The sequence below is a fragment of the Aliirhizobium sp. YIM B11859 genome (assembly GCF_057163345.1).
Genome location: NZ_JBXHAY010000004.1, coordinates 629,366 through 654,016, shown reverse-complemented (window position 1 = coordinate 654,016; position 24,651 = coordinate 629,366). Strand labels below are relative to the sequence as shown.

Annotated in this window: 21 protein-coding genes; 9 read left to right on the top strand and 12 right to left on the bottom strand. The window is 59.5% G+C overall.

Annotated elements, in window-relative coordinates; translation table 11 throughout:
- Window positions 1-65: 65 nt before the first annotated feature.
- Together AC2GXZ_RS19395 and AC2GXZ_RS19390 are read right to left on the bottom strand one after the other, a co-directional pair.
- The gene (locus AC2GXZ_RS19395; protein WP_483760824.1) at window positions 66-833 is read right to left on the bottom strand and encodes a VOC family protein; all 768 of its coding nucleotides are present in this window, start codon (window positions 831-833) and stop codon (window positions 66-68) included.
- 11 nt (window positions 834-844) lie between these two features.
- A complete protein-coding gene (locus AC2GXZ_RS19390; RefSeq protein WP_483760823.1) occupies window positions 845-3,130 on the bottom strand; it encodes a molybdopterin-dependent oxidoreductase in 2,286 nt (761 codons plus the stop codon).
- A 140-nt stretch (window positions 3,131-3,270) separates the two neighbouring features.
- On the opposite strand from AC2GXZ_RS19390, the gene AC2GXZ_RS19385 reads away from it, so the two are divergent.
- Together AC2GXZ_RS19385 and AC2GXZ_RS19380 are read left to right on the top strand one after the other, a co-directional pair.
- Entirely contained in the window at window positions 3,271-4,176 is a 906-nt protein-coding gene (locus AC2GXZ_RS19385; RefSeq protein WP_483760822.1) for a LysR family transcriptional regulator, read from the top strand.
- A 62-nt stretch (window positions 4,177-4,238) separates the two neighbouring features.
- A complete protein-coding gene (locus AC2GXZ_RS19380) occupies window positions 4,239-5,558 on the top strand; it encodes an NAD(P)/FAD-dependent oxidoreductase (protein ID WP_483760821.1) in 1,320 nt (439 codons plus the stop codon).
- A gap of 84 nt (window positions 5,559-5,642) precedes the next feature.
- Here the strand turns inward: AC2GXZ_RS19380 and metC are convergent, their stop codons facing one another.
- Genes metC through AC2GXZ_RS19340 form a run of 8 tightly spaced genes read right to left on the bottom strand, consistent with a single transcriptional unit; the run spans window position 5,643 to window position 14,736 of the window.
- On the bottom strand, window positions 5,643-6,821 hold the full coding sequence (gene metC, locus AC2GXZ_RS19375; RefSeq protein ID WP_483760820.1) for a cystathionine beta-lyase: 1,179 nt from the start codon (window positions 6,819-6,821) through the stop codon (window positions 5,643-5,645).
- Window positions 6,822-7,664: a sulfurtransferase gene (locus AC2GXZ_RS19370; protein ID WP_483760819.1), complete on the bottom strand. Its 843-nt coding sequence runs from the start codon at window positions 7,662-7,664 to the stop codon at window positions 6,822-6,824.
- A 53-nt stretch (window positions 7,665-7,717) separates the two neighbouring features.
- Complete coding sequence (locus tag AC2GXZ_RS19365) at window positions 7,718-9,334, bottom strand: amidase (RefSeq protein ID WP_483760818.1); 1,617 nt, start codon at window positions 9,332-9,334, stop codon at window positions 7,718-7,720.
- 4 nt (window positions 9,335-9,338) lie between these two features.
- Complete coding sequence (locus AC2GXZ_RS19360) at window positions 9,339-10,274, bottom strand: ABC transporter ATP-binding protein (protein ID WP_483760817.1); 936 nt, start codon at window positions 10,272-10,274, stop codon at window positions 9,339-9,341.
- Window positions 10,275-10,276: 2 nt separating this feature from the next.
- Window positions 10,277-11,293 (bottom strand): ABC transporter ATP-binding protein, encoded by a 1,017-nt coding sequence (locus AC2GXZ_RS19355; RefSeq protein ID WP_483760816.1) that lies wholly within the window; start codon window positions 11,291-11,293, stop codon window positions 10,277-10,279.
- Window positions 11,259-12,101: an ABC transporter permease gene (locus tag AC2GXZ_RS19350; RefSeq protein ID WP_483760815.1), complete on the bottom strand. Its 843-nt coding sequence runs from the start codon at window positions 12,099-12,101 to the stop codon at window positions 11,259-11,261. The genes AC2GXZ_RS19355 and AC2GXZ_RS19350 overlap by 35 nt, the downstream gene beginning before the upstream one ends.
- Window positions 12,098-13,129: an ABC transporter permease gene (locus AC2GXZ_RS19345; RefSeq protein WP_483760814.1), complete on the bottom strand. Its 1,032-nt coding sequence runs from the start codon at window positions 13,127-13,129 to the stop codon at window positions 12,098-12,100. Before AC2GXZ_RS19345 ends, AC2GXZ_RS19350 begins: the two co-directional genes overlap by 4 nt.
- Complete coding sequence (locus AC2GXZ_RS19340; protein ID WP_483760813.1) at window positions 13,126-14,736, bottom strand: ABC transporter substrate-binding protein; 1,611 nt, start codon at window positions 14,734-14,736, stop codon at window positions 13,126-13,128. Before AC2GXZ_RS19340 ends, AC2GXZ_RS19345 begins: the two co-directional genes overlap by 4 nt.
- A gap of 449 nt (window positions 14,737-15,185) precedes the next feature.
- Between AC2GXZ_RS19340 and AC2GXZ_RS19335 the strand changes: the two genes are divergently transcribed.
- The 4 genes from AC2GXZ_RS19335 to AC2GXZ_RS19320 all read left to right on the top strand — a co-directional run bounded on the left by AC2GXZ_RS19335 (window position 15,186) and on the right by AC2GXZ_RS19320 (window position 18,752).
- The gene (locus tag AC2GXZ_RS19335; RefSeq protein ID WP_483760812.1) at window positions 15,186-15,728 is read left to right on the top strand and encodes a sigma-70 family RNA polymerase sigma factor; all 543 of its coding nucleotides are present in this window, start codon (window positions 15,186-15,188) and stop codon (window positions 15,726-15,728) included.
- Window positions 15,725-16,549 carry an anti-sigma factor family protein gene (locus AC2GXZ_RS19330; protein WP_483760811.1) on the top strand — a complete coding sequence of 275 codons (825 nt, stop codon included), beginning with the start codon at window positions 15,725-15,727 and terminating at the stop codon, window positions 16,547-16,549. Before AC2GXZ_RS19335 ends, AC2GXZ_RS19330 begins: the two co-directional genes overlap by 4 nt.
- A gap of 73 nt (window positions 16,550-16,622) precedes the next feature.
- Window positions 16,623-17,249, top strand: a complete 627-nt coding sequence (locus AC2GXZ_RS19325; protein ID WP_483760810.1) for a LysE family translocator — start codon at window positions 16,623-16,625, stop codon at window positions 17,247-17,249.
- 372 nt (window positions 17,250-17,621) lie between these two features.
- Entirely contained in the window at window positions 17,622-18,752 is a 1,131-nt protein-coding gene (locus AC2GXZ_RS19320; protein WP_483760809.1) for a helix-turn-helix transcriptional regulator, read from the top strand.
- A gap of 176 nt (window positions 18,753-18,928) precedes the next feature.
- Here AC2GXZ_RS19320 and rhaI read toward each other — a convergent pair whose 3' ends face one another.
- Window positions 18,929-20,221, bottom strand: a complete 1,293-nt coding sequence (gene rhaI, locus AC2GXZ_RS19315) for an L-rhamnose catabolism isomerase (RefSeq protein ID WP_483760808.1) — start codon at window positions 20,219-20,221, stop codon at window positions 18,929-18,931.
- 75 nt (window positions 20,222-20,296) lie between these two features.
- Between rhaI and AC2GXZ_RS19310 the strand changes: the two genes are divergently transcribed.
- Window positions 20,297-20,455, top strand: a complete 159-nt coding sequence (locus AC2GXZ_RS19310) for a YqaE/Pmp3 family membrane protein (protein ID WP_483760807.1) — start codon at window positions 20,297-20,299, stop codon at window positions 20,453-20,455.
- An 8-nt stretch (window positions 20,456-20,463) separates the two neighbouring features.
- On the opposite strand, the gene AC2GXZ_RS19305 is transcribed toward AC2GXZ_RS19310, so the two are convergent.
- Entirely contained in the window at window positions 20,464-22,560 is a 2,097-nt protein-coding gene (locus AC2GXZ_RS19305) for a bifunctional rhamnulose-1-phosphate aldolase/short-chain dehydrogenase (protein ID WP_483760806.1), read from the bottom strand.
- 198 nt (window positions 22,561-22,758) lie between these two features.
- Between AC2GXZ_RS19305 and AC2GXZ_RS19300 the strand changes: the two genes are divergently transcribed.
- Window positions 22,759-23,577, top strand: coding sequence for a DeoR/GlpR family DNA-binding transcription regulator (locus tag AC2GXZ_RS19300; RefSeq protein ID WP_483760805.1), 819 nt, complete (start codon window positions 22,759-22,761; stop codon window positions 23,575-23,577).
- A 51-nt stretch (window positions 23,578-23,628) separates the two neighbouring features.
- Window positions 23,629-24,624 carry a rhamnose ABC transporter substrate-binding protein gene (gene rhaS / locus AC2GXZ_RS19295; protein WP_483760804.1) on the top strand — a complete coding sequence of 332 codons (996 nt, stop codon included), beginning with the start codon at window positions 23,629-23,631 and terminating at the stop codon, window positions 24,622-24,624.
- Window positions 24,625-24,651: the final 27 nt, after the last annotated feature.

The following is a 24,651-nucleotide window of genomic DNA, read 5'->3' as shown; positions in this document are numbered from 1 at the left end:
AAGCGGCAGGCAGCACGGGCAGGTCTCGTTTCGAGATGGTCCACCCATGCCGGTTATCCCCTCGCTCAGGCTTTGACGATGGACAACATCGCGCCATGCGAAAGGCCAAGATCGAACGGTCCCTTGTTTTCGGAGCCCGAAAGCTCGACGGCGTAAAGTCCGCCACCGATACGGCCGATCGGCGTCGTGGCATCGTCCTCGAAAACCGTCACCGTATAACCGCCGTCGACGATCTCGAAGGCGGAACGGCCTTCATAGGTGGCAGCAGTCTGCATCGCCACGCCCATCTGGGCGGCAAGCGCCTTTGCTGTAGCCTCGGCTATCGGGCTGGAGATGACCATGCGGGCAATGCCGGTAGCGCCATTTTCATGCGGCACGGCGGCCGGAATGCGATACTCGCGGCCGATCACGTCTTCGACGACGAAAGGAAGCGCATCGTCGCCGCCGGTCCCACGACCGGTCATCATCAGCTTCAGGCCCCATTTCGAGCCATCGGCCAGCGTGTTTCCGACATCGACGGGTGCAGCAACCTTCGATCCCATCGCCTGCAGATGCTGACCGAGCGTTTCGACGCTGTCGACGGTGAAGGAATAATCCCCCCAGCCTTCACCGGCGGCCAGAACCGGGCCGAGCCGGTGCTTCTTCAGCGCTTCTTCATTGGTGAAGGCGGTCAGTAGAATGTAGCTGCCGTCATCGAGGCAAACAAAACGGTAGACGGCCGAACCGTGCTGGCTGTCATTTCGTTCCAAGATGGTGAAACCGAGTGCGGCGTAATCGGCAGCAGCTTTGTCGATATCGCTTACGAGAGCGATCAGGTGGTCAGGCGAAGCCAAATTTATCTCCTTCAGATGTCGGTACGCGGGGTAATGATGGGAGGATCGAAGGTGCGGATCGCCGGCAATTCGTAATCGACGCGCTCGACCTCGATCAGGCAGGACTGGGCCGAAGACCCCTGCCCCATTTCCGATGTTCCGATATCGCGGGTCAGCACATTTGGATTGCTGTTGCGATCGGTCATGCCATCAGGATCGTAGGTGCCGCCGGTCGGCAACACCGCGAGACCTTGGACGATGGTTTCCGTAATCCGAGCAACGGCAAAGCAACTGCCGCGGCTATTGAACAGGCGTACCGCATCACCATCTGCGATGCCGCGCGACGCGGCGTCTTCCGGATGCAGATCGACACGCTCCAGGCCGTTGACCTTGCCGGCCATGGAATGCGACGAGGCATCCAGTTGGCCATGCAATTTTCGCCCTGGCTGCGGGGTGAGGAGGTGCAGCGGATAGGTTTGCGCAAGAGCGGCACCAAGCCATTCCTCAGGATCAAGCCAAGCGGCGTGGCCTGGTTGGACACCACCGCTTTCGTCACGCAGCGCTTCGGAAAATAGTTCGATCCGCCCTGAAGGTGTCGGCAGCGCATTTGCCGCCGGGTCCTCACGGAAGGCCTCGAACATCACGTAGTCGCGGTTGGGTTCGGGCATATGCAGATAACCCTGCTCCCAGAACTCGTCAAAGCTCGGCACAGGCACACCACGAGCTTCCAGTTTGCCGCCAATGACCTCCCATGCGCGCGCCAGCCAACCGGCTTCGTCCATACCTTCCGTGAAAGCTTCGCGAATGCCGAGTTCTTCGCCGATGGCGGCGAAAATATCGAAATCGTTGCGCGACTGACCGACCGGTTCAACCAGTTTGTGCATGGCAAGAATGTAAGGATCGCGGGATGCACCACCGATATCGTTGCGCTCCAGGGCCGTCGTCGCCGGCAGCACGATATCCGCATGGCGGGCAGTTGCGGTCCAGTAACATTCATGGACAACCACCGTTTGCGGCTGGCGAAAGCCTTCCCGCAGCCTGTTAAGGTCCTGCTGATGATGGAAGGGATTGCCGCCGGCCCAATAGATCATCTTGATCTCGGGATATGTCGCAGTCTTGCCGTTGAAGCGGTATTCGCCGCCGGGATTGAGCAGCAGGTCGGTAACCCGCGCACATGGGATCGGTGGCTGGACCGGGTTCCGGCCGACCGGCAGGCCATAAAGCGGCGTATCGTAACGCGGATTGCCCATACCGTTTGACGACCCGTAGCCGAAGGCAAAACCGCCCCCCGGCAGCCCTATCTGGCCAAGCACCGCGGCAAGGGCGACGATCGCCCAATAAGGCTGTTCGCCATGGCGGGCGCGCTGCAGGCTCCAGGTAGCGGTCAGCATGATGCGTTTGCCTGGCAGTTCGTCGGCCAAAGCCCGGATCGTTTCGGCCGGAATTCCGGTGATGCCGGCTGCCCATTCGGGCGTTTTGGCAATTCCGTCCGTCTCCCCCATCAGATAGGCGCGGAAAGGCTCAAAACCGTGGCAATATTGCGCGAGAAACGCGCTATCTTCACGTCCTGCCGCGATCACTGCCTGGGTGAGCGCAAGGAGCAGAGCCGTATCCGTATTGGGCCGGATCGGCAGCCATTCGAAAGCCTCGGCCGGTGCGACATCTTCCTGGCGCGGTGAGACATTGATGAAGCGCAGCCCCTTCATCGCATCCATGAAGCGCTGATAACCATGCGTGCCGGATCCGCCTGCCTGGATGATCCAGTTGCGGTCGGGAATGCCGCCGAATGCCAAGACGATATCCGCATGCTCGCGAATCGAGGCCAGCGAGGTGAGATGCGAGCCAATCGCATCGGCCCGACCGACAATCCGCGGCAGGAAGGCCATCGCCGCACCATAGCTGTAATTTGTCACCTGATCGGTAAAGCCTCCAAAACAGGTGAGGAACCGACGTACCAGACTGCGCGCATGATGCAGGCGTCCGGCGCTAGACCAACCGTAGGAACCTCCAAAGATCGCCGCGTTGCCAAAATCATCGCGGACACGGCGCAACTCGCCCGACACCAGCCGGATAACCTCGTCCCATTCGATCTCGACGAATTCGTCTTCACCACGCCCGGCGCCACCATCCTTCTCCAGCCAGCCCTTGCGGACGACGGGACGTGCCACCCTGAGCGGCGAGGTGAGCATTTCGGGCCAGACCTTGATCAGGTCGTTTGGCTCAGGATCGTGTTCGAAAGGCAGGACGTCGACCAGACGTCCATCCTCGACCACGGCACGGAAGGCGCCCCAATGGGAAGCGGATCGCAAGATGGGCATGGCTCAGCCTTTTCAGATGAAGGCATCGAATTTGACATCGATCATGAAACGACCGTGCGATATAATTTTAATGTAGTCAAGTTGCCTTTTATTCCGATAATGTTATAAGTGAATTCCCGTCAAGCTGGAGCACAGACCCCTTGCGCAAGTTCAACGTACGTCAGATCGAAGCCTTTCGCGCCGTCGTCACGATGGGCAGCATGTCCAAGGCTGCCGAACTTCTCGGAGTGTCGCAGCCGGCGGTCAGCCGACTGGTCAGTGATTTTCAGGAAGCCGTCGGTTTCAAGCTGTTCAAGCGCCTGCGAAACGGTGCCGAACCCACCAAGGATGCCCGCCATCTGTTCGAGCAGGTGGAGAAGATCTTCGTCGGGCTTGAAGAGCTTGAAAACGAGGTCGCCGCGATCAAGAGCCTGCAGATCGGCCGCGTCACCATCGCAATGACCAGTTCCTATATCAGCGGATTCATGCCGCGACTGGTCGCAGCGTTCCGCGAAGAGTTTCCGGAGATCAACATTTCGCTGAAGACCCTCAGTCACGATCAGGTCGTGGACTGGGTCGTGTCAGGCGCCGCCGATATCGGCTTCACCACGCAGGCAAACGGAAATACGGCACTCAACACCCATATGCTGGTGAAACAGCCGATCGTCTGCGTGATGCCGAAAGACCATCACCTCGCGAACAAGAAAGACTTGAAGCTTCAGGACCTGAGGGACGAAAATTTCATCAGCTTCCCTCGTGGCGCACCGTTTCGCTTCGAGGTCGACATGCTGTTCGACCGCCTCGGCATCGATCGCAACATCACGATCGACGCGATGTCGCACGACACCGTTTGCGGACTGGTCGGCGCAGGGCTCGGTATCGCCATGGTCAATCCGTTCTCCACCAACGTCGCCAGCGCCGACAGGCTGGTTTTCCGCTCGGTAACACCGAGCATTCAGCTGGAGTTGCAGCTGATATGGAACGACGCCTCGGAGTCGGCCGCCAATACGAAATTCCGCGAATTCGCGCTCTCCTATCTCGAAGCCAATCCGCCCGCTGCGGCGTGAAGACAAACAACCAGCCCCACCTCCCCTGCCATATTTGCGACGGATCCCCGATGAACATGCAGATGACCATACCGAAAGAATTTAATGTAGTTCCGCCCGAGGCCGACGTGGTCATCATCGGCGGCGGCATCATCGGCGTCAGCACGGCGCTTTTCCTTGCGCAGCAGGGCGTGTCAGTGGTGGTCTGCGAAAAGGGCGAACTCGGCGAAGAACAGTCCAACCGCAACTGGGGCTGGGTTCGCAAGATGGGCCGTGACCCGCGCGAAATTCCGCTGATGCAGCGCTCGATGGAGATCTGGAAGACTCTAAACGAAGTTGTCGGCGGCGAAACCGGTTTCCGGGTCAAGGGCATCACCTATTTCGTCAACGAGGAGAAGGATCTCCAGCGGTACGCCGGCTGGATGAAAGCCGCAGAACCCTATGGCCTCGATAGCCGCTTCATCTCCGGCAGCGAGATCGCCGATTTTATTCCCGGTTCGTCGCGCAAGTTCGGCGGCGGTCTGCATACGGCCAGCGACGGCTTTGCCGAACCGCATATGGCAACCCGCGCCATCGGTCGCGGCGCCGAAAAATTCGGCGCGACGATCGTCACCGGCTGCGCTGTTCGCGGCGTCGAGACGTCAGGCGGCAAGGTCAGCGAGGTGATCACCGAAAAGGGTCGCATCCGTTGCAACGCGGTGGTACTGGCCGGCGGCTCGTGGTCGTCGCTGTTTGCCGGCAATCTTGACATCAAGATGCCACAGCTGAAACTGCTGTCGCAGGTGATGCGCACGCGTCCGCTTTCGGGCGGCCCGGAAGGCTGCGGCTCCGGACCCGGCTTCGGCTTCCGCAAGCGTCTTGATGGCGGCTATAACTTCTCGATGCGCTCGGCCCATCCGGTCGACATCGTCCCCGACAGCTTTCGTTATCTGCGTGACTTCATTCCGGCGCTGAAAAACGAATGGAAGGCGATGAAATTCCGCGTCGGCAAGCGCTCCTTCCAGGAAGCGATGACGCCGCGCAAATGGGCGCTCGACCAACGCACCGTATTCGAAGACATCCGCATTCTGCGCCCTGTGCCGGCCCATAAGGTACTCGATCAGGCGCTGATCAACATCAAGGAAATGTTCCCGGCCTTCAAGGATCTCGTCGTCAACGAGCGCATGGGCGCCTGGATCGACGTCACTCCTGACGCGATCCCCGTCATCTCGGGCGTCACCGCGCTTCCGGGCTTCCACATCGCCACCGGTTTTTCCGGCCACGGTTTCGGTATCGGACCGGCAGCCGGCGAACTGATGGCCCAGATCGTGATGGGCAAGACGCCGACAATCGAAGCATCGGCCTTCCGCCACGACCGTTTCATCGATGGCTCGAAGATCAACCACTGGCCGATCGGCTTCTAAGTTCCAAGAGGTAAGGCACGAGGAACAAGAAAGGGGCCATCCCGGCGGGTGGCCCCTTTTTTATACTGAAGGTAAAGGCCTTCCTCAGCCCGCTTTCAAACGCGACAGTCCGGCATCGAGATCGGCGATCAGGTCGGCGACATCCTCAAGACCGATATGGAAACGTACGACCGGGCCGCCGGTCCACTTATTGACAACACGCGACGTTTCCGGATGCGCCGGCAGCACGAGGCTTTCATAGCCGCCCCAGCTGAAACCGATCTTGAAATGCTTGAAACCGTCGATCATGCGCGCAAGAGCGCCGTCGTCGACAGGATTTAGCTCGACCGAAAACAGGCCGGAAGCACCTGTGAAATCGCGTTTCCAGATCTCATGGCCGGGGCAATCGGACAGGCCAGGATGCAGGACCTTTGCGATTTCCGGCCTTGTTTTTAGCCAATTGGCGATTTCGAGGCCGGCATCGTTGTGCTGGCGCAACCGGACACCCAGCGTCCGCAGCCCGCGCAGGCCAAGATTTGCTTCTTCGGAACCAACGCAAGCACCCGTATCCTGAAGCGCGACGCGCACCGGCAGGAACGCCTCTTCATTGGTCGTTACCACGCCGAGCATGCCGTCCGAATGGCCGATGATATACTTGGTACCGGCTTGAATGGAAGCATCGACGCCAAGTTCGATCGGCCGGAAGAACACCGGCGTTGCCCATGTATTGTCGATGGCTGTACGGATGCCTTTGGCCTTGGCGACCGCAACGATGGCCGGAACATCCTGAACCTCGAACGTGCCGGAACCGGGTGATTCCATATAGATCAGCCTGGTATTGGGCTGGATCAGTGTCTCGATGCCGGCACCGATCATCGGATCGTAGAAGGTCGCGGCTATGCCCATGCGTGACAGCGTACGGGCGCAGAGGCGGCGCACCGGATCATAGACACTATCGGGGACCAGCACATGGTCGCCCTGGCTGAGAAAAGCCATGAACACACCGGTGATCGCGGCAAGACCGGAGGATGCTGCAATCGCTGCATAACCACCGTCGAGTTCGGCTACCGCCTGTTCGAAGGCGAGACTGACTGGCGTTCCGACACGACCGTAGAACGGCGTCGAATAAGGTGTTTTTCCAGCCGTCTGAAAATCACTGAGCGACTTGAACACGAAGGTCGACGCACGAACGACGGGCGGATTAACGGAGATGCCGGATTTGTCGAGCGTGCGTCCGGCCTGTGTCAGCCGCGTCGCGAGACCGCTCTTGCTGGTCGTCGTCATTCAGATACTCTCCTTTGGAAGGTCTTCGCGCTGGCCCCATTCGTGCCAGGAGGCGTCGTAGATATGCCAGTCGTGCTTGCCGAGACGCTCGAGCTGGAAGGCGATAATGGATGCCGTGACACCCGAGCCGCAGGTGGAAATAACCGGACGAGACAGATCGACACCGGCCTGCTCGAACAGCTTTCGCGCCTCTTCCGGGGCGACGAAACGAAACGGCGCCGACTGATTGATCAGCACGTTCCACGACACGTTGATGGCGCCGGGCATATGCCCGCCGGCAACGCCCGGATAACCGGAGCTCATCTCGCCGGTGAAACGACCCGGGGTGCGGGCATCGAGCAGTAGCCTGTCGCCGCTTTCGATCGCCTGCAAGACGTCCTGCCAGCCAGCCACCTGATCTTTGGGTGCGGTGGCACCAAAGATGGCCGGCATGACAGGCAGCGGTGCGCCGGTTTCGATTGGTCTGCCCTCATCAAGCCAGCGGCGATAACCGCCGTCGAGAATGCGCACCTTGTCATGGCCGAAAAGCCTGAACATCCACCACAGCCGCGCCGAGACATAACTCACGTCATAGATGACGACGAGATTGTCGCTGCCGATGCCGAGCCTGCCGATCTCGGCAGCGAACTGCTCCGCCGACGGCAACATGTTGACGAAGGGGGACGCGGGATCGGAAATTGCATTGAGATCGATATATTGTGCGCCGGGGATATGCCCCTTGGCGAATTCGTCGAGCCCTGATTTTTTCGCCTCGGGCACAAACCAGGTGCAATCGAGCAACTTGATATTGGGGTCAGTCAAATGGTCGGCAAGCCATTGCGGCTGCACGAGATAGTCGTCCATCTTTTCCTCCTGTTCTATGATTATCTGCGGGGGCTCACGACCAGACCATTCCGTCACGGCATACCTGGCATGGCCAGATGCCAGTTGGTGTCGCGCTGAAACGCATCGGCGATGCGCAGCAGCAGGCCCTCGCAAAACGGCTTGCCGACGATCTGCAGACCGGCAGGCATGCCCTTGCCGTCGAGGCCGATCGGGATGGTGATGGCCGGCAGGCCGAGATAGTTGAAGGCGCGGGTATTGGCCGAGAGGCCAAGGAATTTCGGAATCGCCCCCTCAACCCCGGCATCAACGTCGGTTTCGGCGATGGTCGGCGGCGTGGCCTTGATCGTTGGCATGACGAGCACATCGGACTGTGCGAAAGCGGCCGCCATGAAGGCGCGTAATACGGCACCGCGACGACGCAAGGCTTCCAGATAGAAAACGCCGGGAATGGCAAACCCGGGATACATGCGACTATTGACATGGATGGCGTAGTCCTGCGCCCGTGTGCGCATCCAGTGGGCGTGAACGGTCGCAACCTCGACCTTGCTGAGGATCGCTGAATAAGTGGCGACTTCATCCATTGCATCCAGCACAACCGAAGCAGAGCTGGCTCCACGCGAGGCCAGCACATGCATGGCCGCATCGAAACGGGCAAGGATGGCGTCATCGACGCCGTCGAGGAAATAGAATTTCGGGACGCCCATCCTGATGCCGCGAATGTCGCCGTCGAGACCCGCTTCGTAGTCGGGAACGGTCAGTTCGCTGGCCGTCGGATCAAATCCATCCGGGCCGGCGATAATCGACATCAGTCGAGCGCAGTCACGCGCGCTGCGCGCCAGAGGGCCGATGCAATCGAGCGAAGGTGCCAGCGGCATGGCGCCGTAGCGACTGACGCGCGACCATGTCGGCTTGAGACCGGTGACACCGCAGGCCGACGCTGGAAGACGCACCGAGCCACCGGTATCCGATCCGAGCGACGCGAGAACCATGCCGGCCGCGACAGCCGCACCCGAACCGGCCGACGATCCGCCGGTCACTCTGGCGAGATCCCACGGATTTCGGGTTGGACCGAAATGGCGATTATGTCCTGTCGGCCCTTGCGCGAATTCCGACATGTTCAGCGATGCCAGATGGATAGCACCCTGCCCATCGAGACGCGTCAACACACTTGCCGTGCGATCCGCCCGATAATTTTGCCGGATCAGCGAGCCGCAGGTGACGGGCCGGCCTTCGCGATAAAACATGTCCTTATGACCAAGCGGCAGGCCAGACAGTTTTCCGGGGATCGCCCCAGCCGAGATCAGCGCATCCGCATGGCTTGCCATTGCGCGTGCAGCGTCGGCATCGAAGCGGATCACCGCATTTATCTGCTTGGCGCCTTCAATACGTTTCAGGCACTGCTCGACAACCGCAAGTGCCGTCGTCTCACCCCTTGTAATGGCATCTGCCGTCTCACACAGACCGGCAACACGGGACTGCTCGGCATTGGCTGCAGACGGTCGATCGTCTTGCCGCACTGCCAGCGCGACGGTGAAATCCGAAGGTTCATCTTCCATCGGGGCCGGCGGCAGGCGATGGTAAGCCTCGACCAGACGTTCGATATCGGCGGAGAAATCGGACACGGCCTCATTGGGGCTGTCGATCCGGTGCCAGAACTCGATGCCGCTTTCGAGGAGACCTGTCGTCATGCGCTTAGCCCGGGAAATGACAGGCGACCGCATGCGGGCGTCCGTCTGTGGAAAGATCTGGCCGCGTCTCGGCGCAGAGCGTCTGGGCTCGGGGACAGCGTGTGCGGAAAGCACAACCGGATGGCGGGTTGATCGGGCTTGGAACGTCGCCGACCAGAACCGGCGCTCCTTCGACCTCTGTTTCATCCGGGATCGAGGCGATCAAAGCCTGCGAATAAGGATGCTGCGGGTTCTGCCAGACAGATTCCGAATCTCCGATCTCGACGATGCGGCCGAGATACATCACGGCGATGCGGTTGGAGATATAGCGAATGACCGACAGGTCGTGGGAGATGAACAGGAAGGCTACGCCGAGCCGTTTCTGCAGATCGGTCAGCAGGTTTAAAACCTGTGCCTGCACGGAGACATCGAGGGCCGAAACAGCCTCGTCGCAGACGATCAGGTCGGGCTCCAGCGTCAATGCCCTGGCGATGCTGACGCGCTGGCGCTGGCCACCCGACAATTCGTGAGGAAACCGGTCGAGCAGATGCTCGCCGAGACCGACCTGTTTGGCCAGAGCCTCAACCTTGGCACGGCGCTCGGCGGCATTGCCCTGCTGGTGTACCTTCAGCGGCTGCTCGATGATCTGGCGGATGAGCAGGCGCGGATTGAGCGCTCCCATCGGATCCTGAAACACCATCTGCACACGTCGTGCCCGCGCAAGACGATCGGAACGGTCATGCCCTGTCTCGCGGCCGCCGAGGACGACGGAACCGCGGGTCGGCTTGTTGAGGCCGACGACACAACGCGCAAGGGTAGACTTGCCGCAGCCGGATTCGCCGACAAGCCCCAGCGTTTCCCCTTCTCCGACTTTCAGATCGATACCGTCTACCGCCTTCAAAAGACCGGCGGGTGTCGGGTGATGCATGACAAGGTCGATAAGTTCGAGTGCTGCTGGCATGATCAGGCGACTTTCGAAATGGGATGGAAACAACGGTATGCGCGATCGCCATCCGTATCCGTGAGTTGCGGTCGGCTTTCGCGGCATTCGTCGGTGGCGAAACCACAACGCGGCGAGAACAGACAGCCTTTCGGCCGGGCCTGCGGGGCGGGCACCGCGCCTGGAATATCGTTGAGTGGTTGGCCGTTGGTCTTGAAGCTGCCTTTTGGCCGCGCCGCAATCAGTCCTGCAGTATAGGGATGCCGCGGCGCCACCATGATATCGGCAACATTGCCCGCCTCGACGACGACACCGGCATACATGACGATCATCCGCTCGGCGATGCGCCGCACGACGCCAAGGTCGTGGGTGATCATCACTAGGCTTTGCCCCGAGCGTTCGCGGATTTCCTTCAGCAGATCGAGGATCTGCGCCTGCACGGTCACGTCGAGTGCCGTGGTCGGTTCGTCCGCGATGATCAGCGACGGTTCGCAAGCCATTGCCATTGCGATCGTCACGCGCTGACGCATGCCACCGGAAAGCCGGTGCGGATATTCGTCGATGCGGTTTTCAGGATCGGGAATACGCACCTGCGCCAAAAGGTCGATCGCCCTGGCCCGGGCCTCGCCTTTCGACAGGCCGCGATGCTTGCGCAGCACTTCGATGATCTGCGCGCCGACGGTCATCACCGGGTTGAGGGCGGTCAGCGGTTCCTGAAAGATCATCGCCATGCGGTTGCCGCGGATCGACTGCAGTTCACGCGGTCGCATCTCGGTCAGCGCCTTGCCTTCGAACTCGATACGGCCGGTCGTGTGCTTGCCAAGCTGGTCCGGAAGAAGCCCCATGACCGCCAGCGAGGTCAGCGACTTGCCGCAGCCGGACTCGCCGACAATCGCCAGTGTTTCGCCTGGACCAACTTCGAAGCAAAGACCTTCGATCAGCGGAGTATCGGGGCCGGCGGAGATGAACAGGTCGGAAACCTGGAGCAATGCCGGGCCGTTCATCTCAGCGCGCCCTGAGGCGTGGATTGAGGACGTCATTGAGGGCATCTCCCATCAGGTTGAGGGCAAGAACGGTCAGCACGATTGCGATCGAAGGAATGACCGTGATGTACCAGGCGGTGCGCAGCGCTGAACGTCCGCCGCCGATAATCGCGCCCCAGCTCATCATGTTCGGATCACCGAGCCCTAGGAAGGACAGCCCGGCTTCGACGATGATGGCCGTAGCGACCAGAACGGACGCAGCAACCACGATGGGGCTCAGACAGTTCGGCAGGATCTGCGTGACGATGATGCGGGCATCGGTCATGCCCATGATCCGGCAGGCAAGGACGAAATCCTGTCCGCGCAATTTCAGGAACTCCGCCCGCACCAGCCTTGCGATCATCGGCCAGGAGACGACACTGATCGAGATGACGATGGTGGTCAGCGACGGCCCGATGACGCCGACGATGACGATGGCGGCCAGGAACGACGGGATGGTCTGAACAGCATCGGTGAGGCGCATCAGGATGTCATCGATCAGTCCGCCGTAATAGCCGGCGACCGATCCGACGAAGGATCCGACCACGACGGAGACGATGGCGGCGCTGAGGCCGACCAGGATCGACATCCTGGCACCATGCATCAGGCCCGCGGCGATGCTGCGGCCCATGCCATCTGTACCCAGCAGATACGCGGGGTTCTGGCCCGGCCAGAGCATCGGGCGGGCGACCATGCGCCATGGGCCGTCCGGATAGACCACACCGGCAAGGATGGCGCTGGCAAACACGGCAAGCAGGATGATGCTGCCGGCAATGCCGCTCGGATGGCGCAGGAAGCGCTTCAGTTTTCCGGGGGGAGCTTTCATTTCAGTTCGACCCGTGGATCAAGAAGGACATAAAGAAGGTCAACGACGAGGCTGACGACCACGACCGAAAGCGAGCTGACGAACATCACTCCGAGCAGAAGCGCCGTGTCGCGTTCAAAGACGGCGTCAAAGGCAGTTCGCCCCATGCCTGGCAGGCCGAAAACTGTCTCTACCAGCACGGCGCCGCCGATCAGCGAGCTCACCTGCAGGCCCGCCATGGTGACCAGCGGCAGAAGTGCATTGCGCAGCGCATGAGTATAGATGACCCGCCGTTCGCTCATGCCCTTGGCACGGGCGGTGCGAACGAAATCCTGCCCCATCACCTCGAGCATCGTGGCGCGCGCCAGGCGGCCGTAGATAGCGATGTAGAACGTACAGAGCGCCGTGACGGGCATGACCAGATGGGCTGCGACATCGCGGATGTGGGCAAATCCAGTCAACTTGCTGCCGACGGTTGTCAGGCCTGCAATCGGCAGCCAGCCGAGCTTGACCGAAAAGATCAGGATCAGCGAAATTGCCACGATGAAAGACGGTGTCGCATAAAAGATCAGCGCCGCCGTCGAGATGACGGCATCGGGAACCCGGCCTGCCTTGCGGGCGGCGATGACGCCGAGAACCGTACCGATCGTCAAGGAGATGACCACGGACAGAACGACGAGGGTCGCGGTCGTCGGCAGGCGCAGCATGATGATGTCGAGTACGGGCGCCGAATTGCGGAACGAATAACCGAGATCAAAAGTCGCCAACTGACCGAGATAACGACCAAGCTGGATGAATACCGGCTGATCGAGGCCGTAACGGACCCGCAGTTCGGCGATCTGTTCGGCTGTCATGTCCGAATTGCCGCTGAGCACATCAACCATGTCGCCGGGGGCGGCATGGATGATGACGAAGTTTGCGATCACCACGAGCAGCATGACGATGATTGCCTGGCCGAGGCGTCGCGCCAAAAAACGCAGCGCCGTCGGGTTCAGCACGCGCCCAACGAAGCCGAGCCTCGCCGGTGCCTGTGTTCCACCTGTACTCATGCGTCGAGCCAGACCTGTGAGAAGGTTCCGAACGGGCCGACGGCGCCAACGGTATGATCCTTGACCTTCTTGGCTGAAATGGTGACGCGCGCGGTCGAGCACAGCGGCAGGGTCGGCAGGTCTTCCATGACCTTGCGCTGGAAGTCTGCATAGAGCTGCTTACGCTTGACCGGATCCATCTCGATCTGCGCCGCCTCAAGCAACGCATCGACTTCCGGGCTGGCATAACCGGAGCCGTTTGAAAAGGCGACGCCCTGCTTGATGTTTTTCGACCAGTAGAAGCGATGCACGCCGATTGTCGGATCGGCTCCGGCGCTGCCGGTAAACGTGCTCATGTCGAAATCGCGATCGGTATAGACGCGCTTGACGAAACCACCGGAATCGGTGGAGCGAACGGTCAGATTGATACCGACCTGGCGCAACTGTTCACGGATATATTCGGACGTGCGTAGCGGTTCCTCACCGTAGTTCAGCGCATCGATCGTGAGCGCAAAGCGAACGCCGCCATCCTTTTTCGGATAACCCGCTTCGTCCAGCAGCGCCGCGGCCTTTTCGAGATCCAGCGGATAGGTCGGCACGTTTTCAGTCGTGTAGAAATCGCGCTGGTCGTGATGGATCGGGCCGGTACCGGCATTGCCGAAACCGAACCAGACGTTTTCGGTGATCCAGGCGAAATCGACCGAGTGAGCAATAGCCTGACGCACCTTCAAGTTGGACAGGATAGGATGACGAAGATTGAAATCCAGTAGGTGCATGGAGGACGAGATCTCGTAGCCATGGTCGGTGATCTCGAAACCTTCAGTCTCGCCAAGACGGATGATTTCCAGCGGCGGGATAAGGCTCGAGGCCACCAGATCCGCCTCGCCCGATTCCAGCATCGCAGCGCGGGTAGCACCGTCAGCGACATAACGGATTACCAGCCGGTCGAGATAGGGGCGACCATTGTCCCAGTGATTGGGATTGCGATCCATGATGACGCTTTCGCCGCGCGTATACTGCGCGAGCTTGAACGGGCCGGTGCCGACCGGTGCCGTGTTGGCCGCATTGCCCATGATGTCGGTGCCGGCGTAGATATGGGCAGGCATGATCGGCGATTCCGACGCGTTCAACGCCTTCATCATCGCCGGCTGCGGCTTAGACAGCTTGAAGATCGCCGTGCTCTCGTCCGGGGTCTGCACTTCGGTCAGGTTGGCGAAGGTCGACCGGCCGCGGCCGTGATGGACCTTCAGGATTTCCATGACCGAAACGGCAACGTCCTTCGAGGTGAAGGGCTTGCCATCGTGCCAGGTGACGTTCTTGCGAAGGTTGAACTTGATCGTCAGGCCATCGGAAGAAATTTCCCAGGATTCAGCCAGCTGCGGCGTCGGCTTCATGCCTTCCGCATAATCGACCAGACCTTCATAAAATTTTCCGCTGATCAGCGTCTCCGGGCCGGCAGTGGTGATCGCGGCATTGAGATATGTCGGCGCCGGCCAGCTGACGATCGTCAGCGTGCCGCCAGATTTAGGCTTGCTCTGCGCCCAGGCCGGCGTGAAGGGCAGCACCGCACCAAGCGCAAGGCCCGCGAGGAACTGACGGCGATCTGGGCGGAGGAAGAAACTCGTCATGATTCATGGTCCTTCTGGAAGCGGCACGCAAGGCGGAGCGAGGATTGATGCAGACTTGGCAATTAGCAAACGGAGCGAGTTCAGAGTCAACATAAATGTAAAAAATGCACCTTATTTTTTCGATATTATTATATCATGAGAAGATTTTGCTCAGTCGCGCGGCGCATTGATTAAGAGCTGCGCGGCGGATGCCTATTGTTTGACCAAGCAATTAGAGGCCGCGCGATGATCGATGAGATCAAAGGCGACGGTCGGAGAACATGTGCCCCGGCTTCCGGCCTGTTTGCGCTGCTCCGGTGGGCACCCGCATCGACGGTTTCGATTTAAAGAATTGGCGTTCCATGTTGACTTGTTGGCCAAGTTCAGTGTCTTTTCGATGTTACAGCCTGCCGCGTGACACACGGTTGAGAGGTTAATGCCATGCTTTCGTTCATCGAGTGAGCGAACCGATGACGACCCTGGCAAAGGCGCGTTTCGCGCAGATCGTATTGCCACGCCTCGACGAGGGATACCGCCTCGCACGCTGGCTGACCGGCAACGCGACAGATGCGGAAGACGTCATCCAGGAGGCCTGTATCAAGGCCTATCGTGCCATTGAAAACTTCGCCGAAGGCAATGCACGAGCCTGGTTCCTCACAATTGTGCGAAACGTGGCCTATTCCTGGCTGCAGCGTCACCGGCCGGCGAAACTCGTTTCGCTTGAGGATGTATCGGTCGAAACGCAATATGAGATCGAAACCGGTGGCCTGACGGGAAGCGCCGTGCCGACGCCGGAGGAGCTTCTCCTTGCCAAACAACGCTCGGCCGAATTACAGAGCGCGGTGGAAACCCTGCCTCTGCACCTGCGAGAAACCCTGGTGCTGAGAGAGTTTCACGGACTAAGCTATCGGGAGATTGCAGCGATCAGCAACCTGCCTATCGGAACCGTCATGTCACGCCTTGCCAAGGCTAGACAATCCCTCCTGTTCCATTTGAAGGAGATGGAGCATTGACGATCGACAACGAGACCATCCTGCTGCTCAATGCCTACCACGACGGAGAACTTTCGCCCGGCGAGGCGCTCTCCATGCAACGCAGGATCGAACAGGAGCCGGAACTTGCGACGTTTGCGCGCCAGCTCGGGGGTTTGTCCTCCAGACTTGTCAATGTGCTACCCGGCGAGCCGGCGCCGGAGCACTTGCGCGGCGCCATTCTCGCTTCGCTCTCCGTCGACCTGACCCGCGACAACAACGAAATCCGCGATGATGAGCGGGAAACGATTGGTCTTAAGCTCAAAGCAGCATTGAGAGCCGCTCATTGGCAATCGGTCGCGGCGGCGCTGGTCATCGGCATATTGGGAGGTGGGCTCGGCGGCGGCTACGCGGTTCATGTGACGCAGGGTGATGAACAAGCTGCCACGGTCGAGAATGAGATCCTCGCCGCTCATCTTAGGGGACTGATCGCCCCGCAACCATTCGACATCGCCTCTTCCGACAACCATGTCGTCAAGCCATGGTTCAACGGCAAGACGACCATCGCACCGACGGCGCCAAATTTTGCCGCCCAGGGCTTCCCGCTTGTCGGTGGCCGCGTGGACGTCATCGGCGGCAAACCCGTGCCGGTGATCGTCTACAAACGTCGTCAGCATACGATCAGCGTCACCGTCACCGCTTCAGCGGAAAGCGACATCAGCGCGCCGGACGTCATCGACGGCACCAATGTCATGAAATGGGCCAACGGAGGCCTGATCTATTGGGCAGTTTCCGACCTTAATTCCGGCGAGCTTTCGTCCTTCGCCACACTCTACCGAAGCCAGCTTTCCGGCGGTGGCTGAGAAAATTTTCGACACCCGCGAATAAACGGGGATTGTTGTCGGTTTACTCCAGCATACAAGGCTGGGGAGATCTATGAGCGAGATGGTATGCCTTCTGGCGGGCGCGGGCGCCGGACTTTCGATTGCGATACCCTTTGGTCCCACGAGTATAATGTGCGTTGAACGTACGCTTGCGGACGGGATGCGGGCCGGAATAGCGACCGGGCTCGGCATAGCCACAGTGCACCTCACCTACAGTGCACTCGCGCTTGTCGGCGGCATGACGCTGATGAGCCGACCGGAGAATGCAAGTCTTCTGACCTTCGCCGCTGGGCTTTTGCTGCTCTATTTCGCCGCTCGGCTATGGCGACGGGAGCTCGTGGCCGCGACACCGGACAGTGTTCCGCCAGGCTTTGCCCGCGCCTATTGCGGCGCAATCTGCTTCGGCTTTCTCAACCCGGTAACGCCAGCGCTTTGCGCCGCCGCCCTCACGGCTTTCGCAAGCCAGATCGCGGCCCCAGGCGGGCTCTTGCCGGTCGGGGTTTTTGCAGGCTCGCTTGCATGGTGGATGACACTCAGCATCGGCATATCGCTTCTGAGGCAGCGGCTGAACCTCGAAACACTCGCGTTTGCAAACCGCTGGGCCGGTATTCTGCTCGCGGTTCTGGGGCTCTCCATGCTGCTGAAAAGCTTTGAGGGCCTGGGGCGTATTGCCTCATGACGGGCGGTTTCTATTGCCGATCTCGACCTCCAGGGGAGCGGCGAAGCAGCGAAAGGGATTACCCCATCCCAAGGCGCTGCAGATGGAAGGCCGTGCAGTCTCCGTACGGCCTTCCATCAGGATATGCCATAAGCCATCGAAGCCATTCCGCGACGACAGTTGGATCATCGATTGCCGCGCTACGGACCTTCCTGTATGCCGCCAGAATCGGCGCTGGCAAATTGCGATAACACAAAAACGCCTTTACCTTGCTTTTACGATCATCTTTAATTTTTTGCAGATCTCGGCAACATGAGGTGCCGATTCTCTTAATATGCTCCCGCTGGAGCTTGTTTTGGAGCCCGGCCGGCGGTTCGGGTTTGTGGCGCGTTGATGGATATCGACACCGTAATCAACGACATTTATGACGGCGGCGCCAGCGATTGGCTGTCGGTTGGTCGCTCGCTGTCAAAGTGCCTCGGCGCGAACGGCGGCTCGATGCGCTTTCGTCAGGCCGGTGGCGGATCAGTCAATGTGTTGGAAACCTCGGAGCCAGGCGAAGCTCGTTACACCGACTATTATTACGGTGTGGATCCTGTCCGCTCCGCCCTTACCAGGTTTGCCTCAAATCAAAATCGGCCGACCAACGCTCTTGTGGTAGATGACCTGGTGGACGGCAACCACTACCGACGCTCCGAATTCTATCAGGATTTCGCCCGACCAAATGGCCAGGAGCACATGTTGCTGGGAGTGGTCGGCGACGAAGACCGCACAATCATCGGCCTCTTCCGCGAAGGCCGAGCCTTTGGCGACCTGGAGACATCAACCCTTTCGCGCCTGCTCCCCCATGTCAGGCGTGTGCTTCAGTTGAGGCAGCGCCTGCACAAGGCAGAGCATCTGGCACGCCTGGGGTATGCGGCATTCGAAGCTCTGCCGGGCAGTGCCGTCGTTGTCGATAGCGATTGTCATGTCATCTATGCCAATTCATCCGCGGCGCGCGCCTTGTCACAGCGCGATTTGCCAATCTATTTTTCGCCGGAGATGAACAGCGGCAAAATGCGGCTGCACGTCGACAATCGCGGCAGGTCCGTGCAGCTGAGCGCGATGATTTCCGACGCAGCCTTTGGCGGCAATGGTGGCGCGATGCGGTTCGAACGCGATGCCGGAAGAGACGGTAGAGCGCGCCAGTTCGCCATCTTTGTCCTGCCGCAACCAACACAGATTTCCGCCAGCACGGTCTTTGCCGGAGAAGGTGATCCGGTTCTTATCATGATTCATGAGCTGTCGCGCCCGACGGTCATCAACCCGTTGCTGCTGAGGGATCTGTTCGGGCTGAGTGCTGCAGAAAGCGCTGTCGCGATGGCGCTTTTGGGTGGTCAGACATCCGAGGCAGTGGCCCGCAACCGAGAAGTATCACTTGAAACCGTACGTACGCAGATACGCATGGTGTTGCGCAAAACGAACTCCGCCAATCTTCGCGAATTCGAACGCATCGGGGCAATGCTGGATATGCTTGCGCATTGATCGGCAGCATGTCCGCCATTTTCCGCAGAGAGCTGTTGCCGACAGGTCAATTTTCCAGGCCCACCGCCATCTATTCCTTTCCGGCGTTCACATGACCGACACTATCGGAAAAATCAGCGGATCAGGCCGCTCGTGGATGAGAGCCGAGGCGGCCCTGAACCACAGCGGTTGATAGCCTAGACAATTCCGCCACTGCCACCAGTTGTCGGTGGGCGCGTGGCCGACACCTGCTTGCGATATCCGCTTGAACGATAAGCGGAGATGGGGTCGATCGCGCCATCCGAACGGCGACGGGCCTCGGCGAGGATCGGCTCCACATCGGTGCGATAAGCACGCTTCAACGTGTCGGTCGCCATCAGAGCGTCGTTGTCCTGCTGGTAGCCGTCCAGCGACTTGCGGTCGACGATAAGCGCCTGCGCATAGGCGCGACGGATCTCGTTGGCGCTCGCCATCAGGCTTTCGATCGGATCGGTAACGTTATGTGACTGGTCGATCATGTGGGCAGGATGGAAGCTCTTGACGCCCCGGTGTTCCGCATCCACCAGCTCATTGAAAACCAGAAAAAGCCGGTAGGGCTCAATCGAACCGGCATCGAGATCGTCGTCGCCGTATTTGGAATCGTTGAAGTGGAACCCGCCGAGCTTGCCGACCTGGATCAACCTGGCAACAATCATCTCGATATTGGCATTCGGTGCATGATGACCGAGGTCAACAAGGCAAAAGGCCTTTTCACCGAGCGTCTGTGCGATCAGAAGATTGCTGCCCCAGTCCTGCACGACGGTCGAATAGAAGGCCGGCTCATACATCTTGTGTTCGGAAAACAGTCGCCAGTCGTCCGGCAGTGCCTTGTAGATCTCGGCCATGGACAAGAGATAACGCTCGAACTGACGGGTAAAATGGCTCTGCCCGGGAAAATTCGAGCCGTCGCCAATCCACACGGTCAGCGCCTTGGAGCCGATCGCCTCGCCGATCTCGATACATTCGATGTTGTGCTCGACCGCCTGTGCACGGGTCGCCGAGTCGGTGTGGCTGAGCGAGCCGTATTTGTAGGAATGCGTCTGACCCGGCCTGTCCGAAAACGTGTTTGAATTCATCGCATCAAAGCCGAGGCCCAGCGCATCGCCCTTTGCCTTAAGTTCTTTCAGATCCGTCTTGTCCCATGGAATATGCAGAGAAACTGTCGGCGTGGCACGGGTCAACTGGTTGATCACCGCGCAGTCGTCGAGCTTGTCGAAAATGCCGCGCGGCTCCCCGCCACCCGGAAAGCGGGCAAAACGCGTGCCGCCGGTTCCGACACCCCAGGAGGGAACGGCAACAAAAAACTCCGAAACTTTTCGAGTTATCGCCTCGATATCAATGCCGCGTCGCGACAGGTTCTCTCCCAGTGCAGCGTAGTCTGATCGGAGTGCCTCCTCGTTGCGCCTGTTGTGGTCGTCGAGCAGATCCGGCGAAATCATTACATCCGTCATTTTTCTCCTCCTGCAGGCGAACGAATGGACGCCAGCTGCGTTACCTCGTGCAATTCTTTCCAAGACGAGGGTTTCATGGACGTCATACGCATCCTTCTTGCCATCATCCTGCCGCCGGTCGGCGTTTTCCTTCAGGTCGGTATCGGCCTGCAGTTCTGGTTGAATATCCTGCTGACACTCTGCGGCTACGTACCCGGCATCATCCACGCCATCTGGGTCATCCTGCGCAAATGAGACTGACCTCAGCGGGGAAAGCTCTGAGCATTCCCCGCATCGACATTGATGATATTGCCGGTGGATTTCGCCGAGAGGTCGCAGGCGAGGAAGTAGATCGCCTCGGCAATATCTTCAGGAAAAACGTTCAGTTTCAGCATCGAGCGTTTGCGGTAATGCTCCTCGAGTTCTTCCACCTCGATCTTGGAGGACGCCGCACGCTGTTCGCGCCACTCTCCACTCCAGATCTTAGAGCCGCGTAGCACCGCGTCCGGATTGACCGTGTTGACGCGAATGCCGGCATCCGCACCTTCCAGCGCAAGGCAGCGGGCAAGATGAATTTCGGCGGCCTTGGCGGTGCAATAGGCCGAGGCGTTGGGCGACGAAGCCAGCCCGTTCTTGGAAGCGACGAACACCACGTTGCCGCCCAGCTTCTGCCGGCGAAACAGCCGAAAGGCCTCACGCGACACGAGGAAATAACCGGTGGCCAGAATGTCGATATTCCTGCTCCACATGGCAAGCGTCGTGTCTTCTACCGGCGCAGATGAGGCAATACCGGCGTTGGACACGAGAATATCGATGCCGCCGAACTCGACGCAAGCAGCAGCGAAAGCAGAAACGACAGCATCCTCCCGGGTCACATCAAGCTGGATGCCACACACAGCATCGGCGCCGAAGCGTTCGGCAAATTGCCTCTGTGTCTCGTCCAGAGCGCTCTGGTCGATATCGGCAAGCACAACGCAGGCTCCCTCACCAATCAACCGGGCCGCGGTGGCGCGGCCGATGCCACCGGCACCGCCGGTCACGAAGGCAACCTGACCCACCAGGCTTCTTGGTTTCGGCATGCGCTGCAGCTTGGCCTCTTCAAGCAACCAGTATTCGATGTCGAACGCTTCCTGCTCCGGAAGTCCCTGATATTCGGATACGGTGGAAGCACCACGCATCACGTTGATGGCGTTGACGTAGAATTCACCTGCAATGCGTGCCGTCGCCTTGTCCTTGGCGAACGAAAACATGCCAATGCCCGGGACTAGGAAGATAACCGGGTTGGGGTCGCGCATTTTTGGCGAATTGTCGTGGCGGCAAGTTTCGTAGTAGCGGCCATAGTCGGCGCGGTAATCTTCCAGTGCCTTATCGAGGCCCGCGATCACGGCCTCGACATCCGGATCGGTGGGGTCGAAGTCGAGGATCAAAGGCCGAATTTTCGTGCGCAGGAAATGGTCGGGGCAGGACGTGCCGAGGCTGCCGAGCGGCTTAAGCTCATTGGAGTTGACGAACTCAAGCACCGCATCCTGATCATCGAAATGACCGAGCTTGCGTTCTGCCTTACCGATGCGGCCTCGGATTTCCGGCATCAGCCTGGAGGCAATGGCGCGGCGCTCGCCAGCGCCCAAGCTTTCGGTGGCCGAGCCACCGAAGATGGCCTTGCCCTCGGTCTCACGGGCGAACCAGTCGATCGCCTTGTTGATGATTTCCAGCGTCAGAAGGTAACATTCCTTGGCGTCGTTGGCCCAAGTGAACAGGCCGTGACTTTCCAGGATGACACCCTTGGCACCCGGATTGGCCGCCACGAAAGCTTCAAGGTCGAGGCCGAGCTGGAAACCGGGGCGGCGCCAGGGCAGCCAGCCGATATCGCTGCCGAAGATTTTTTGGGTCAGGTCACGGGAGTTCTTCGACGCGGCAATCGCGATAATCGCGTCCGGGTGCATGTGATCAACATGCGTGAATGATACAAAGCCGTGCAGCGGCGTATCAATCGAGGCCGCACGCGGATTGAGGTTGAACGTGCAGTGCGGCAGGAACCCGACCATACGATCCTCGTCCTCGACGCCTCGGTAAAGGCCCTTCAGTGCGACCAGCTTATCCATGTATAAAGTGGCAAAGCCGTCGAGCTTGATGGTTCCGACATCGCCGCCGGACCCTTTGACCCACATCACCTTCACGGCCTCTCCGGTCAACGGATCGGTTTCCATCACCTTGGCGGAAGTGTTGCCACCGCCGTAATTGGTGATGCGTTTATCGGCACCGAGCAGGTTGGAGCGGTAGAGCAGCTTGCCCGGCTCATCGAGCGCGGTGGCATAGGCATCATCCCAGCGGTTATCGAGAAGGCGGGTTTGACCCGACATCGCATTCCTCCCTAGCGTTTCGATCGGCAGCACTGGTCCTCCCGCGCCGGTCGTGCGAGAGGATATCACGCAAAGCCTTGCGACTTGTCAATCACAAACGATCAGAATCATTCATATTGCGTCGCAACAAAAGATTTCATGATCGTTGATGATTGACAAGTTTAAGAATTCGGCAATAGTTGGCATCAGGAGGACCCCATGCACGAACGCGAACGCCATCGCATCATCCTGAGCGCGATCCAGGAAAAGCCTGTGATCACTGTGCAGGATATTGCCGAATTGACGGATGCGTCCGAGGCAACGATCCGCCGCGACATCGCTTCACTGCATGTGCAGGGAAAACTGCGCCGCGTTCGGGGCGGAGCGGAGGCTGTGTATCCACCGCAAATCGGCCAATTGGCAGCCCGTTCGTTCAGAGTGTCGGAATCGGTCAATATCGACAAGAAACGTGCAATTGCGCGCCAGGCCGTCGCCCTTTGCGAAGAAGGTGAGTCGATCATCATCAATGGCGGGACGACGACCTTTCAGATGGTGCATTACATGGCGTTGCGCCGAATGCAGGTCATGACCAACTCCTTCGCCATCGCCGAACATCTGGTCAAGCATTCGAAGAACAATGTCACGATACCCGGCGGTACGATCTATCGTGAGCAAAGCCTGATCCTGTCGCCCTTCGACAATGACGCCATCCGTAATTTTTATGCCCGGCGCATCTTCATCGGCGCGCAGGGCATTGGTCCGCTTGGTATCATGGAACCGGATGCGCTGGTGATCCAGAGCGAGCAGAAGCTGATGCATCAGGCAGAGGAACTGGTGGTGATGGCCGATTCGTCGAAATTCCAGCGGCGTTCGAGCATGATCCTGTGCTCGCTGGAACGCGTCAGTACGATCATCACCGACGAGGGCATAAGCGAAGATGCGGTCCGCATGGTCGAGGATGCCGGGGTAAGGCTGATCATAGCCGGTGCAGGAGAGGCTGCGGATATGATCGAGGAGGATACCACGTCGGTCGCGTGAGGCGCCGGCGATAGGAGAAGCAACCGTTCAATCTTTGGGAGGAGAATTGACATGAAACTTTCGAAAAAGCTGGCACTCGGGGTGGTGTTCGCCGTTGCCGTGATGTCGTCTACGGCCAATGCCGCCGACATGAAGATCGCACTTGTGGTAAAATCGCTCGGCAACGGCTTTTTCGAAGCCGCCAACAAGGGCGCGCAGGAAGCAGCCAAGGAACTCGGCGGCGTCGAGATCATCTATACCGGCCCGACCACAACGACTGCGGAAGGCCAGATCGAAGTCATCAATTCGTTGATCGCCCAGGGTGTCAATGCCATCGCAATTTCTGCCAACGATCCAGACGCCGTTGTGCCGGCTCTGAAAAAGGCGGCGCAGCGTGGCATCAAGGTCATCTCCTGGGATAGTGGCGTGGCGCCGGAAGGCCGGATCCTGCAACTCAATCCATCATCGAACGCGCTGATCGGCAAAATGTGCCTGCAGCTGGCCGCCGATCATCTGGAGGGTGGCAAGGGTGACTTCGCCATCCTTTCGGCGACAACGACCTCCACCAACCAGAATATCTGGATCGGTGAGATGAAGAAGCAGCTGAAGGACTTCGCCGGACTGAACCTTGTCACGACGGTTTATGGCGACGATCTCGCCGACAAGTCCTATCGTGAAGCCCAGGGGCTTTTGACCTCGCAGCCCAACGTCAAGGTGATCGTCGCACCGACCACGGTTGGCGTGCTCGCAGCGTCGCAGGCGGTGAAGGATGCCGGCAAGATCGGCAAGGTCTATGTCACCGGTCTAGGCCTTCCGTCTGAAATGGCCGGCGCCATCAAGTCTGGAGCGACCAAGGAATTCGCCATCTGGAACCCGATTGACCTTGGTTATTCGGCGGCCCAGATCTCCTATCATCTCGTCAAGGGCGATGCGGACGGCAAGCCCGGTTCGGAAATCCCGGCCGGCCGCATGGGCAAGATCAAGATCGGCGAAAATGGCGAAGCCGCCATGGCCGATCCCTTTGTCTACGACGCCAAGAATATCGATCAGTTCTCGAAGATCTTCTGATCTCTCTTGAGACTTTACGCCCGGCGC